Origin of the sequence: Gillisella vitis (assembly GCF_001541345.2) — a bacterium.
Taxonomy (GTDB): domain Bacteria; phylum Pseudomonadota; class Alphaproteobacteria; order Rhizobiales; family Rhizobiaceae; genus Allorhizobium; species Allorhizobium vitis.
In genome coordinates this window covers 217,525-231,987 of sequence record NZ_LMVL02000003.1, presented here as the reverse complement: position 1 = coordinate 231,987, position 14,463 = coordinate 217,525, and the positions used below count along the sequence as shown (strand labels likewise).

General features: G+C 56.2%; 9 protein-coding genes. 4 read left to right on the top strand and 5 right to left on the bottom strand.

From position 1 onward, the window contains the following. Nucleotides 1-275 precede the first annotated feature (275 nt). Nucleotides 276-1,037, top strand: a complete 762-nt coding sequence (locus tag ASB66_RS11130) for an arginyltransferase (RefSeq protein WP_060715814.1) — start codon at nucleotides 276-278, stop codon at nucleotides 1,035-1,037. Between the two features lie 76 nt (nucleotides 1,038-1,113). Here the strand turns inward: ASB66_RS11130 and ASB66_RS11125 are convergent, their stop codons facing one another. Together ASB66_RS11125 and ASB66_RS11120 are read right to left on the bottom strand one after the other, a co-directional pair. Then, complete coding sequence (locus ASB66_RS11125; protein ID WP_060715815.1) at nucleotides 1,114-2,898, bottom strand: sensor domain-containing phosphodiesterase; 1,785 nt, start codon at nucleotides 2,896-2,898, stop codon at nucleotides 1,114-1,116. Nucleotides 2,899-3,366: 468 nt separating this feature from the next. Beyond that, nucleotides 3,367-4,413 carry a class I SAM-dependent methyltransferase gene (locus ASB66_RS11120; protein ID WP_060715816.1) on the bottom strand — a complete coding sequence of 349 codons (1,047 nt, stop codon included), beginning with the start codon at nucleotides 4,411-4,413 and terminating at the stop codon, nucleotides 3,367-3,369. A gap of 318 nt (nucleotides 4,414-4,731) precedes the next feature. Between ASB66_RS11120 and ASB66_RS11115 the strand changes: the two genes are divergently transcribed. Next, entirely contained in the window at nucleotides 4,732-6,756 is a 2,025-nt protein-coding gene (locus tag ASB66_RS11115; RefSeq protein WP_060715817.1) for a putative bifunctional diguanylate cyclase/phosphodiesterase, read from the top strand. Between the two features lie 108 nt (nucleotides 6,757-6,864). Here ASB66_RS11115 and parC read toward each other — a convergent pair whose 3' ends face one another. Next, nucleotides 6,865-9,141 (bottom strand): DNA topoisomerase IV subunit A, encoded by a 2,277-nt coding sequence (gene parC / locus ASB66_RS11110; protein WP_060715818.1) that lies wholly within the window; start codon nucleotides 9,139-9,141, stop codon nucleotides 6,865-6,867. Between the two features lie 199 nt (nucleotides 9,142-9,340). Between parC and ASB66_RS11105 the strand changes: the two genes are divergently transcribed. Continuing rightward, nucleotides 9,341-10,564 (top strand): AsmA family protein, encoded by a 1,224-nt coding sequence (locus tag ASB66_RS11105; protein ID WP_060715819.1) that lies wholly within the window; start codon nucleotides 9,341-9,343, stop codon nucleotides 10,562-10,564. 80 nt (nucleotides 10,565-10,644) lie between these two features. Here ASB66_RS11105 and ASB66_RS11100 read toward each other — a convergent pair whose 3' ends face one another. Continuing rightward, complete coding sequence (locus ASB66_RS11100) at nucleotides 10,645-11,175, bottom strand: FUSC family protein (RefSeq protein ID WP_060715820.1); 531 nt, start codon at nucleotides 11,173-11,175, stop codon at nucleotides 10,645-10,647. 4 nt (nucleotides 11,176-11,179) lie between these two features. After that, nucleotides 11,180-12,985 carry an aspartate--tRNA ligase gene (aspS, locus tag ASB66_RS11095; protein WP_060716022.1) on the bottom strand — a complete coding sequence of 602 codons (1,806 nt, stop codon included), beginning with the start codon at nucleotides 12,983-12,985 and terminating at the stop codon, nucleotides 11,180-11,182. A gap of 221 nt (nucleotides 12,986-13,206) precedes the next feature. On the opposite strand from aspS, the gene ASB66_RS11090 reads away from it, so the two are divergent. Beyond that, the gene (locus tag ASB66_RS11090) at nucleotides 13,207-14,442 is read left to right on the top strand and encodes an MFS transporter (RefSeq protein ID WP_060715821.1); all 1,236 of its coding nucleotides are present in this window, start codon (nucleotides 13,207-13,209) and stop codon (nucleotides 14,440-14,442) included. The last annotated feature ends 21 nt before the right edge of the window (nucleotides 14,443-14,463 follow it).

Genomic DNA, 14,463 nt, shown 5'->3' with positions numbered 1-14,463 from the left:
GAGCAACCAAATCGTGAAATGAAAGAGTTGACCTTTTGAAATCTTGAGCCATGCTAGACATGAACTTGAAGGTTATGGGCAATACCGGGAATCATTGAAAGTGACTTTTGGTATTGCACTTTCGAGTATCTCAAGCGCTTGATGCATTTGAGATATTCGGCATTCCTGCAAGGTGAGGATGCGTTAGCACCTTCGATGTCTTGGTGTAATGTGCATTCCCGGCCAATGAAGCAAGCGCGCTTTTCCGGGTGCCTGAGAGGACGCATAGACAAAGCATGAACACGCAGGCTGCTACGTCTCCGCAGTTTTATCTGACAGCGCCCGCGCCCTGCCCTTACCTGGCGGGGGAAATGGAGCGGAAGGTCTTCACGCACCTTGTTGGACCACGCGCGCCGGAAATGAACGATCTTCTGACACAGGGCGGCTTTCGCCGATCGCAGAATATCGCCTACCGTCCAGCCTGCGAAACCTGCCGCGCCTGCATTTCCGTGCGGATCGTCGCCCGGGAATTCCAGCCGAACCGAACCATGCGGCGTGTGGCAGGCGTCAATGCCGATCTCACCAGCAGCGTCTTTGCAGCCCAGCCTTCGACCGAACAATTCTCACTGTTTCGTACCTATCTCGATCATCGCCACCAGCAGGGCGGCATGTCGGACATGTCGGCGCTCGATTTTGCAATCATGGTGGAAGACAGCCACGTGAAAACCAAGGTGATCGAATATCGTCTGCCGAAAGTAGATGAGGACAGCGACCGCCCAGGCGAACTGGTAGCCGTGGCGCTATCCGATATCCTCAGCGACGGACTGTCGATGGTTTATTCCTTCTTCAATCCCGTCATGGAAAAACGGTCTCTCGGCACATTCATGGTTCTCGACCATATCCGCCGTGCCAACGAGATGGGCCTACCCCATGTCTATCTGGGTTATTGGGTGAACGGCTCCCGCAAAATGGGATATAAAATTCGCTTCCTGCCGCAGGAACATCTGCTCAGCCAGGGCTGGACCCGTTATGAGCCAGAAAGCGGCGTCGAAGAGTAAACCGAAGCACTCTTCGTCTTCCTTTGCGATCTCCTCAAGAGGAGGATGCGTCAGCATCTTCGAGACTTGGTATGGATCAGGCGACCTGAGCCGCCTGATCAGCAGCTTCATGCCGATGGCGCAGCCATTCCGGCAGGACGTCCGCCGCCATGGGACGCGACAGCCAGAAGCCCTGGATCTCATCGCAACCCATCGCTTGCAAAAGATCAGCGGCCTCAAGCGTTTCGACGCCTTCCGCCACCACTTCATAACCTAGACTGTGCGAAAGGTTGATCATCGATCGCACCAACACGCGCTCGCGATTGCCTTTTGCCATATCCGCGACGAAAGAACGGTCGATTTTCACAACATCAGCAGGCAATTTTTGCATATAGGCCAGGCTGCTATAGCCAGTGCCGAAGTCGTCGATCGCTAGCCGGATACCATGGGCGCTCAGCGCGTGAAGAAGGTCGAGTGACTTTTCGGTCTCCCCCATCATCGCTGTTTCCGTCAGTTCAAATTCGATCTGACCCGGCAGGACATCGTATTTCTCCAGTTTCTCCTTCAGGAGTTCCAGAAACTCTGGCTCATTCAAATTAAGAGCCGAAATATTGATCGACAATCGCATATCGATGCCTTGACCTCGCAGAACGGCCAGATGGGACAGCGCCCTTTCGATCACCCAGGCGCTCATGGCGCGCACCAGATCGGAGGCTTCGATAACCGGTACAAATTCGGCTGGTGAAATCGACCCCAGTTCAGGGTGGGTCCAGCGCAGCAACGCTTCGGCGCATTCCGCCTGGCCGGTCTTCAAAGACAGCCTCGGCTGGAAAACCAGATGCAATTGGTCCTGCGAGGCCAGAGCGACAGGAAAATCCTGCAACAGGCGGAAGTTACGGCGATGCAGCAGGTCATGATCGTCGGAGAAAAAGGCAATGCCTGTTTCGCTGTCACGCGCGTCTTGAACCGCACTTTGCAGCGAGCGCAGCACGTTTTCCGGCTCCATTGCGCCCGGATTGAACCAGGTCACCCCAAGCGAGGGTGTCATCGTCAAACGAAGATTGGCCACCTCACCCACATCGGACAGCAAGCGTTCCAGCATGGGCAAAAGGCTTTCGGAGGTGGCATCCTCCGGTGGGATCAAGGCGAACTGCATCGCGCCAATGTGATAAGCGGCGGTATGATCACCCATCGACCTCTGTAGGAATTGCGCTACGGAACGGATAACACCATCCAGATGCGAAGGGCCCATGACGCGCGACAACCGATCGAACTGCATGGTGCGCGCAAGATCGAGAACGCCGATCAACCGTTCTTTGGCCCCGCCATGCCTGCTAATATCGGCAAGGTCGCTCAACAATTGGAAGCGATTGGGCAGGCCGCTGGCGGCTTCGATGCGGCCAACGGCGTGCTGCATTTCTATCTGCGCCATGACCATGGCCGCCATATCGGACAACACAGCCATTTCCCTGTCGCCGACCGTGTGAGGTTGATTGTCGAGAACGCAGAGCGCGCCCAGCGAATAACCATCGGTCGTCATCAGCGGCACACCGGCATAGAACCGCACACCGGCCTGACCGAGGGGACTATCGACATAAAAGGCGTCATTGTGAAAATCGTTGACGATCAGCGGCCGACAAGTTTCCGCGACTTCAGCGCAAGGCGCCTTGAACCGTGGAATCTGATTATGATCAATTCCCACTTTCGACTTGAACCACTGGCGATCGACATCTGTCAGCGACACCGCCGCGACCGGCAATCCAAAAAATTCCGACACAATTCGAGTAATTCGGTCGAAGCTTTCGGTCGGCAGGGTATCAAGTATTTTCAGGTTGCGTAGGCTGGTCAGCCTTGCAAGTTCGCGCTCTTGGTCCACGGTCATCGCCTTCTTAGTAGGGCTCGAAGCATTTGATTATCATGCCGAAAGCCGACCACGCAGAAACGCGGTTCCGAAAGGCGCAGCCAGGCAAAAAACTCTTCCGGCTTGCGTATTGAGCACGGTTTGAAATCCAAAACGCTCGCGCACAGCCTTTGTTCCATATGGAGCAGAAGTGATTAAAACCAAGTGATGATATTAACTGCAAAAAGTTTGAATTTATCTATGGTTATAGCATCATGAATCATTGTTTTCATTCAAAACAAAACCCAGAATTCCGAAGAATTCTGGGTTTGAATAATGCAGCCAGTCATTTGGGAGATATGCTGGCTGCAAAATAACTGAAATCGATTTTGTTTGACGCATCACGCACGCCAAAGGCACCAAGCAGGATCGTGTAATGTCTCGTAAATTCTGCACAAAACCGAAAATATAATATATTTACGGACTTATACAGTAAACCAATATTTAACCCTAGCCGATCTTGCGGATAAAGCCGTAGACAATATTGCGATTGGCACCGAAACGGACCTGAGCATCAATATCGCCTTCAGGTGTGCTTGCATGAATAACGCGCCACATATCCTGCTCGCTGCGCAGCAGCAGCGCCCAGTTCATGAAAGTTTCCATATAGCCATCGACGACAATATCTTCCGCAAAATTGGCGAACATAAAGACACCATTCGGCTTCAGCATGGAAAGGCACTTCTTCGTCAGCTTTACTGCTACCTTGTCGTTAAGGTAATCATAAAGGCCCGACGCATAGACGAAATCGAAAGTTCCGAGGTCATGCTGATTGGTCAAGAGGCTACGGACTGATCCATCGATAGGCTCTATGCAGGTGTTTGCGAAATCCCGGCGAATGGAACCGACACTCAAAGGGTCCTGATCCAGCGCGATCCAGCGCTTGATTCTGCCCTCTTTCAGAGCGACTGAACGATTGGCCTCGCGCAGATGGCCTGCGGCAATGGTGAGGATTTCGGCATCCGGCCCGCGTGACGTGGCAATTTCATCGACATGCTGGGTCAGGAGATCGCGGCGCTCCCGTACGGCGACCGATGACGACGCATCCTTGGTGTAATCATACAGCGCCAGCCCGAGAGGCGAAGCAGCGGCAATTTCATTCGCAACGCTTTCATGGCCGTAAATAAAATCGAGTAGTTGTGCATCCCCTGAATAGCCGCGCGGCTTGACGCAAGACCAGCGCGTGAAAGGATCCTCAAGAAAATACTTAGATACTTTATGATTTTGCGCCATCGGTATCAATGACTGCCATAAGACAGGAGAAACCTTATTGCGGAGATTGTGAAGCGCTCCAGCCATCATTGCAATGATAGCAGCGGGATCTCTACCGTGCTCAAATTGCTGATAAGCAATGTTGAGTGCCAGGGCCAATTCGGATTCCGCTAAAACCCGCTCACGATCATCGATTTTCTTGCCTTTCGGCGAAAAAACCTCTGCTGCAATTGCATCTGGAGTGACCAAGCTTTCGCCGTCCAAGACAGTTTCTATATACTGCATATCCGATCTACCTCTAATGTTTTATCGACAAAATTAAATGTTTGATAACTATAAAGTCTGATTCTAACTATGACGACTGGCGATTTAGGCAATTTTCTATTAAGGTTAATAGATGAGAGTGCGTCATATTCAGCGTGACACAGAGGTTTGACGCTTGTCTAAATTTCAATTAAATTTAAGGGTAATTGTGCGCTGTATTACATTAGGGATTCGGGTTTAAAATAAAAAGGCGTATCGTGCTGAGTGTGTGAATAGCGCGTATGAAGGAATAACTTGCATTCCTGTTCACGACGGTAAAACTCAGTGGAACAATCCAGCATGAAGCACCCCGGGTCGGACCCAATAAAAACCGGGCGGCGTGGCACCCCTGACAGAAAGCGAACTGCAGAAGTCGTGAAGCTGTATCGAGACCAGACCGAATCCGAGCGCATTGCCGCAGCACGCCATGGCCTTTGGATCGCTGTGATCGTCTATCTGATGTTTTCAGGGATGGATTACATCCTCATTCCTGACGTTGCATCAACCTTGCTGATCAGCCGTTTTGCGGTTGGCGCTTTGTCTCTCGTCATTTTGGAAGCCCAGATCTTCATTGGCCCGAGAGCCAATATGATAGACTTGACCTGCGCTATGGCGCTCATCATCGGCTATGGCGGCTGGCTTTTTCCGGCATCAATGACCGATTCGGTTGAGAATTTTCGCTATTACATGGTGTTTGGCGCGATTTTTATGATGGGTGCCAACCTGTTTTTCGGCCTGTATTTTCTGTTGTCGATCATCACCTCTGCTTCAGTACTTGCCTTGTTTCTTTGGGTTGTTGCGAGTGTCTTCGGTCGAGAAACGTCTTACATCATTGCTTTCGCTACGTTCTATGTCCTGTGCTTCGTCTTCACCAGCTATGTCAACTGGCGACTGAACAAGGAACGCTACCATGTTTTCCTGAATGCGCTGGAGGCACGCAAGCAGCATCGGGAAGCGATCGAACGCGGCAAAGCGCTGCTGCGTCTTTCCAACACAGACTACCTGACCGGCGTTGAAAACCGGCGTGCCATCGATCAGCGATTGCGAGACAATTGGGCTGAATGGCAAAGTTCAGGAACCGGCTTTGCCGCAATTCTGGTCGACGTCGATTTTTTCAAGAAATACAACGACTATTACGGCCATCAGGCTGGCGACCACTGTCTAGTCCTGGTCGCCAATGCTCTGAAGACAGCCCTCCTGCCATTCAATGCCTCTATTGGCCGCTATGGCGGCGAGGAATTTATCGTTCTGGCTCCAGCCGCTAGCCGTGACGATGTTGGGCTGCTAGCAGAGATGATTCGCGATACCGTGGAAAAAATGTCGCTGGTCCATGATCAGCGCAAGGATGGCATCAACGTCGTCACGGTTAGCGTCGGCGCGGCCTTTACACGCCCTCATTTCGGTCCACGACTGGAAAAGATCATTACCGAGGCGGACCGGGCGCTTTATTCGGCAAAGGCCAATGGTCGTAATTGCGTGCGGCTGTTCGACCCCAACGACCCGCAAAGCAGCGACGATAGCGAACATATTGCCGCCCTGTTGCGGGTGGCTGTGGCCAACAACCTTGTTTCCCTTGTCTATCAGCCGATTCTTAACCTCTCGACCGGCAAGATCGACGCTGCGGAAGCCCTGATGCGGCTGAAACTGTTGGATGGGACGCCTGTGCCACCCTCGGTGTTCATTCCGATTGCCGAGCGGACAGGGTCAATCCTCGATCTCGGCTTGTGGACGCTGCGGCAGGCTTGCGACGAAATCCTCGTTCCCGGCCACGCGCCGGTCGTCAGTATCAATGTCTCTCCCATTCAGTTGAAAACCCGCGGCTTTGCCGCCGCCGTCGCTGAAATCCTGATCGATACCGGTGTCGATGGGCAGCATGTCGCCTTCGAGATTACCGAAGGCATCAATATGGATCGTCAATCAGACATCCTGCGCTGCATCAAGGACCTTGAAAATATGGGCATCCGCATCTGGCTGGATGATTTCGGCACCGGTTTCGCTGGTCTGTCCTGGCTGCGGCTCTTCAATTTCGACACGGTGAAGATCGATCGGTCCTTCCTTCAGGACAGCGATACGCCGAAGGGACGCTCCATGCTGCGCGATATTATCGCGCTGGTGCGCAATCGCGGCCACCGCATTCTGGTCGAAGGCATCGAGACCGAGGAACAGCTGGAACTGATGCGGCAATTCGACATCGATCATGTGCAGGGCTTCTACATCGGCCGCCCCGCCACCTTGGACGTATTCAAGTCCAAACCCCTGAACCATTTTAGCCCAGCTGAGGCCGAAAGCACAGACGCGCCGCTGATTACCCATTTCATCAGCTAGGGCATTCAATGTTTCTCGGAAATGCAGAAATACGCTATAGCCTGAGCCATTGGCAAAACGGAACCGAAGGCCCTGCACACCGCATGATGCGCAGGGCGAAACGGGCAATCAGCCGCTGAATTTGCCGCTGCGCGGGAAGCCCTTGGGAACCGTCCGTCCGGCTCCGGCCCGGTCGCCCAGCCATTCCAACAGTTCGTCCTTGCTGCGGGTGAAGCTCCGGCCCGCGCTGTCTTCCCAGGAAAGCCCGTCTGCAAGGGTAAAGCACTTGATGTCGGAGACACCGCCGTCCTTGTAGCGTTGCAGACGCACGCCTTTGCCACGGCTCATTTCCGGGATCTGGGCCAGCGGGAAGACCACCATCTTGCGGTTTTCACCGACGACAGCCACGTGGTCGCCGGAAATCGGCACGACCAGCTTGGTTTCATCAGGCATGCCGACATTCATCACCTGCTTTCCCTTGCGAGTATTGGCGGTGATGTCGCTTTCCGCAACGATGAAGCCATTGCCACCCGTCGAGGCGATCAATAGCTTGCGTGCTGGATCGTGGACGAAGGCGGTCAGCACATCCTGATCGTTTTCCATATCGACCATGATGCGGATCGGCTCACCATGACCGCGCCCGCCAGGCAGCTTGTCGCCGCCAAGCGTGTAGACCTTGCCGCCGGTGGTCACCAGCAGGATCTTGTCGGTGGTCTGGGCCGGGAAGGCCACGCGCAGACCATCGCCTTCCTTGAAGGTCAGGCCGGCCTTATCGTAGCTGTGGCCCTTCAGCGCCCGTATCCAGCCCTTTTCGGAGATGACGACGGTGATCGGCTCTTTCTCGATCATCGCCTGCTGAATGGCATCGACATCGGCGTCCGGCGCATTGGCAAACAGCGTGCGACGGCGGCCAATGTCGGTCGCCTTGGCGTATTTCTTCTTCACCTCACCGATTTCCGAGGCGACAGTCCCCCATTGCAGGTCGTCAGAGGCCAGCAATGTCTCGATCTCTGCCTTTTCCTTGGACAGAGCATCATGTTCCTTGCGGATCTCGAATTCCTCGAGCTTGCGCAAATTGCGCAACCGCATGTTCAAGATGGCCTCGGCCTGATTGTCGGTCAGCTCGAAGCGGGCGATCAGCGCGTCCTTGGCCTCGTCTTCCTCACGGATGATACGGATCACCTCGTCGAGATTGAGATAGGCGATCAGCAAGCCGCCGAGAATTTCCAGCCGCCGGTCAATGGCCGCCAGCCGGAAGCGCGACCGGCGCACCAGCACGTCCTTGCGGTGGTCCAGCCACTCCAGCAGCACCTCGTTCAACGCCATCACCTTCGGTACTTTACCTTGGGAGAGGACGTTCATGTTCAACGGGATGCGGCTTTCCAGCTCAGACAGCTTGAACAGCGATTCCATAAGGATGGTCGGATCGACGGTACGGCTCTTCGGCACCAACACGACGCGAACGTCTTCGGCTGACTCATCGCGAATGTCTTCCAGCAACGGCAGGCGCTTGGCGATCAGCAATTCGGCGATCTTTTCGATCAACCGTGATTTCTGCACCTGGAACGGGATCTGGGTGATGACGATCTGATAGCCGCCGCGCCCGAGGTCTTCCGTCTCCCATTTGGCCCGCACCCGGAAACCGCCGCGTCCGGTGCGGTAGGTTTCCAACATGCTTTCGCGGCTTTCGATGACAATGCCACCGGTCGGGAAATCCGGTCCCTCGATGCCGCCGCGCTGCGGATGAGCCGGATCGGCGAACAGCTCTTCGACAGAAGCGCTACGGTTCTTGATCAGATAAAGCGCCGCATCGCACAACTCATGGGCATTGTGCGGTGGGATAGAGGTTGCCATGCCGACCGCGATGCCGGAGGCGCCATTGGCGAGCAGATTGGGAAAAGCGCCGGGCAACACGACCGGCTCATCGTCTTCCTCGTTATAGGTTGGGCGAAAATCCACCGCATCCTGCTCGATACCTTCGAGAAGAAGCCCGGCAACGTCGGTCATCCGTGCTTCGGTATACCGGTAGGCCGCCGCCGAATCGCCGTCGATATTGCCGAAATTGCCCTGCCCATCGACAACGGGATAGCGCTGCGAAAAATCCTGGGCGAGCCGCACCAGCGCGTCATAGACCGACTGGTCGCCATGCGGGTGAAATTTACCGATGACATCGCCAACGATACGGGCGCATTTCTTGAAGGCGGAATTGGGCCTGATCCCCATTTCGCTCATCGCATGGATGATGCGCCGATGCACCGGCTTCAGCCCATCGCGCACGTCAGGCAGCGCCCGGTGCATGATAGTCGACAGCGCATAGGCCAAGTAGCGCTCTTCCAGCGCGTATTTCAGATCGATCGGTGTGACGTTATCGCCACCGTCGCCAGGCGGTATAAGACTTTTTCCCATGCTCCTTGCGTAGCCGAGAACCCCTTGCACGGCAAGGATTCCGGGGGATGCACCTGTGGATTATCCGATCTGGGTGTGTAAGGTCGCTCAGACAAAATCAAACGAGTGCGACAAAAAGCATGGCGGATTTCCGCACTGTCTTATAAAGGATCATGACCGCGCAATCGCGCATATCCTTTTGTTCTTAGAGGGAATTGTTATGACGACGCATAAATCCGCCGGGCTTGCCCTGCGCCGTATCCTCTCGGTCAGTGCCGCCATTCTCGTGCTTCCCTCGGCAGCTTTCGCGCTGGATGGCCAGGATTTGCTCGCCAAGATCAATAAATCCTACACCGGGGGCAATGCCGCCATTACCGCTGGCTCAATCGATATCAACGGCGATGTCGTGACCCTGCGCGATACCAAATTGAAGCCGGCCAATGCTTCTGATACCGGCCCGGATTCGACGCCAGTCTCCATCGGCGACGTAAAGATGAGCGGCGTAATTGAAAACCAGGACGGCTCCTATGAGATCGACCGGGTCGATTTCCAGCCGCTCAACCTGGTTGAAAACAAATCGACCGTGACAGCTTCCGATCTCTATCTGTCCGGCGTCACCGTTCCCGCCAAGACCGATGGCGGCGACCTCGCCTCCATGCTGTTTTACGAAAAGGCCCATAGCGGCCCGATCAGCGTCAAGGCAGACGGCAAGGAAGTGTTGTCCATGGCCGAGGCCGAGGCGACAACGGCAATCGAGGACGATGGCGCCAGCCTCGCTTTCGAAGGGACTGTCAAAGGCTTCAAGCTCGATCTGTCCACCGTCGACGATCCAAAGAGCCGCGATGCCATCGAAAAGCTCGGGATCAGCATGCTGGATGGCGGCATGACCATGAAAGGCAGCTGGGAACTGCAATCGGGAACGATTGACGTTCAAAACTACACGCTCGATTTCAAGAATGTCGGTAAGCTGACGGTGGCGCTCGGTCTGTCCGGTTATACTCTGGACCTGGTCAAGCAACTTCAGGAAACCGCCCGGGCCATGGAAGCCAATGCCAAGGACCCGCAGGCGCAGCAGGCCTCCGGTATCGCCATTCTCGGCCTGATGCAGCAAATGTCCTTCCTGGGCGCCGATATCCGCTTCGACGACGCTGGCATTACTGAACGGGCACTGGCCTATAGCGGCAGCCAGCAGGGTATCTCGGGCAAGGATATGGGCCAGATGGTCAAGGCCATGACGCCTTTGATGCTGGCCCAGGCCAAGCTTGGCGATTTCCAGAGTGTCGTCACGTCAGCCGTCAATGCCTATATCGACAATCCGAAGAGCCTGACGATCTCCGCTGAACCGCAGAACCCGGTCCCCTTCCCGATGATCGTCGGCGCCGCCATGGGCGCACCGGAAACGCTGCCCAAGGTTCTGGGCGCCAAGGTAACGTCTAACGACTGAGGGTCATCGAACTCGAACATAGACGATAAAAGCCGCCAGACTGGCGGCTTTTTTTGTGAAATGCGTTATTGCAGATTGCGCTATTTTTCCTGCGGCCCCTGCCCTGCATCCTTGCTGGGCGCGGTCGCCGTTTCATGCAATTTCGTCGCATTGCGAAACAGGATGAGCGCGAAGACAAGACCGGTGGAAACGCCGATGATGACATCGAGAAAACGCACCAGCCCGCCGGTCGCGGGGCCAAGCAGGATGACCAGAAGTGCTGAGGCGCCAGCCTGGATAGGCGTGACGGGTGCCAGATTGGCCAGCGCGCCCAGAAACATCGCGGCGAATATGGCCAGCGAAATCTGGACGCCGAGCACGGTTATCGGCAGGAGAAAGATCAGCTCGCCGACCGCGATGCCGATGGTCACGCCAATAACAACATTGATACCTTGGCGCAGGTGATTGGGAATGCCCGGGGCCAGACAGATGATCGCGGCTATGGCAGCAAAGATCGGCTGCTGATGGCCGAACAGCCAGTGGGCACCATAAAATGCAATCGCCGCAGCTAAGGCTGCGGCGATTGCATGGCTGAAGGCATCCCGGATATGGCTCGCAACCCGGGACCACATCGGTTCAGTCTTTCTTCGGCGTCGGCACCACGCGCAACGCCAATTCGCGCAGTTGGGTTGGCGTTGCCGGAGCCGGTGCATTCATCAACAGATCCTGCGCCTGCTGGTTCATCGGGAACAGCGAGATTTCGCGCAGGTTCTTGGCGCCCACCAGCAGCATGACCACGCGGTCAATACCGAATGCGCAGCCGCCGTGCGGAGGTGCGCCGTATTGGAAGGCGCGGTAGAGGCCGCCGAAGCGCTCTTCCACGTCTGTTTGGCTCAGACCAACCTTCTCGAACGCCTTGACCATCAGTTCCGGCGACTGGTTACGAATCGAGCCAGAAGCGATTTCAAAGCCGTTACAGACAGCGTCATACTGGTAAGCCTTGATCGTCAGTGGATCTTGGCCGTCCAATGCTTCCATCCCGCCCTGCGGCATGGAGAACGGGTTGTGGGCGAAGTCGATCTTCTTTTCTTCCTCGCTCCATTCATAGAACGGGAAGTCCACAATCCAGCACATTTCAAACCGGTCACGGTCAATCAGGTTCAGCTCTTCGCCTGCACGGGTGCGGGCTTCGCCAGCGAACTTGTAGAACTTGGCCGGATCACCCGCCACGAAGAAGCAGGCATCACCAGCGCCAAGGCCGAGCTGGGCGGCGATGGCGGCGGTGCGCTCTTCACCAATGTTCTTAGCCAGAGGGCCGGAACCGCCAACCTTGCCGTCTTCTTCCTTCCAGAAGATATAGCCAAGGCCTGGCTGACCAGTCGATTGCGCCCAGGCATTCATGCGGTCACAGACGGCGCGGCCAATCGCGCCCGTTGCTTCCGTATGCTTGACCGGGATCGCCCAGACCTCAACCTTCGGGTTGGAGGCAATCATGCTTGCGAAAATCTTGAAGCCTGAATCCTTAAAATGCTCGGTCACAGCCTGCATAACAATAGGGTTACGCAGGTCTGGCTTGTCGGAGCCGTATTTGCGGATCGCTTCATCATAGGGAATACGTGGCCACTGCTTCGTCACAGGCTTGCCTTCGGCAAACTGTTCGAACACCTTGGTCATCATCGGTTCCATCGTGGTCCAGACATCTTCCTGGGTCACGAAGCTCATTTCCACGTCGAGCTGGTAGAATTCGCCGGGCAGACGGTCGGCGCGCGGGTCTTCATCGCGGAAGCAAGGGGCGATCTGGAAGTAGCGGTCGAAACCAGCCACCATCAACAGCTGCTTATACTGCTGCGGAGCCTGCGGCAGCGCAAAGAACTGGCCTTCATGGATACGGCTTGGCACCAGGAAATCACGCGCACCCTCTGGCGAAGAAGCGGTCAGAATTGGCGTGGTGTATTCGGCAAAGCCAAGCTCACTCATGCCGTTGCGCATCGACGAAATAATCTGGGTGCGCTTGACGATGTTCTTGTGCAGGGTTTCGCGGCGCAGATCGATGAAGCGATACTTCAGGCGCACATCTTCCGGATAGTCCGGCTCGCCGAACACCGGCAGCGGCAATTCCTTGGCCACGGCCAGAACTTCGATTTCCTGCGCATACAGCTCGATTTCACCAGTCTGCATGGCCTTGTTGACCGTCTCATCGGCGCGGGCCTTGACCACGCCGTCGATGCGGATCACCCACTCGCCGCGCACGGTCTCGGCCAGCTTGAAAGCCGGGCTATCGGGATCGGCCACCACCTGCGTGATGCCGTAATGGTCACGAAGGTCGATGAACAAAACGCCGCCGTGGTCACGGACGCGGTGGACCCAGCCGGAAAGGCGCACGGTGGCACCAACATCGGACTTGCGGAGAGCGGCACAGGTGTGGCTGCGGTAACGATGCATTTCGAACGATCCTGGACATGTGTAAAAGGTCAGCACGGACGCAAGGAATGCGCGCTTGGCTGGCATGGAAAATCGGGCGGAAAAGCGCATGGCCGGCCCGATTTGTCAAGGCTACAGGCTTTTACGCTTTGGATTTACGCTATATCGGCATCTCCTGCCGGGGTAAACGTCGCATGCTGTTATATAGCCCGACTCACCTGCTTTTGAAAATCCGGCCCACCATGAACGATATCCGTCCGCTTTTGCCCCTGCTCGTCACCGCCGGTATTCTGATCGGCGGCAATGGCTTGCAGGGCACGTTCATTTCGCTGCGCGCCCTTGAAGAAGGGTTCTCGACGACGATGATCGGCGTGGTCGGCACCGGCTATAATATCGGCTTTGCTATCGGCTGCATCTATGTCACCCGGCTGATCCGGGAAATCGGCCATATCCGCGCCTTTGCCGGGTTAGCGGCGATTGCCTCTGCCGCCTCCATCGCCATGCTGATCTTCATCCATCCTGCCGCGTGGTTTTCGATGCGGCTCATCCAGGGCATCTGCTTTGCCGGGCTGTTTGCCGTGGTGGAAAGCTGGCTCAATGCCCGCGTCACCAACGACACCCGGGCGCGCACCTTGTCCATCTACCGCTTCGTCGATCTCGGCTCGGTCACGGTCGCACAATATATCATTCCAGCCGTGGGGATTTCCGGTGTCGATCTGTTTGCGCTGATCGCCATGGCGCTGTCCCTGTCGCTGGTGCCGATTTCCTTTGCCGACCGCACCAGCCCCACCCCACCCCGGCATGTGGAGTTTAACATCAAGGCCCTATGGGGCATTTCGCCGCTGGCCACAGTCGGATGCATCGTCGTCGGGCTCACCAACTCCAGCTTCCGTTCGCTCGGCCCCATCTATGCCGAAGGTATTGGCATGTCGGTCACGGCCATCGTCACCTTCATGAGCATCGGGATTTTTGCAGGCATCGTGCTGCAATATCCACTCGGCCATTATTCTGACAAGCTGGACCGGCGCACCATCATTCTGGTGGCCGCAGGCGGTGCCATGCTGGCCGGGTTGTTCCTGGCCTTCGTGGCGGGAGCGAGCGAAATCCTCAATTTCATCGGCATTTTCCTGTTCGGTGCCTTTGCCATGCCGCTTTACTCGCTGTGTTCGGCCCATGCCAATGACCATGCCGCCCCCGGCCAGCATGCGCTGGTCTCGGCGGGCACGCTGTTCTTCTGGTCCTGCGGGGCCGTGGTCGGGCCGATGTTTGCCTCCGTCCTGCTCGATCATTTCGGACCAAGGGCGTTGTTTAGCTATATGGTCGTCGTGCTGGCGCTGTTTATCCTCTATACCCTGCTGCGGATGCGGGCGCGCGAAGCGGTCCCGACGGACGAGCGACGCTATCCCTTCCGGGCGCTACTGCGCACCTCGGCCTTTTTCAGCAAGCTTGCGGCGCCCGTCCGGACGAAGCGGAAATAGGCTCGGCTGTGTCGGCCTGGG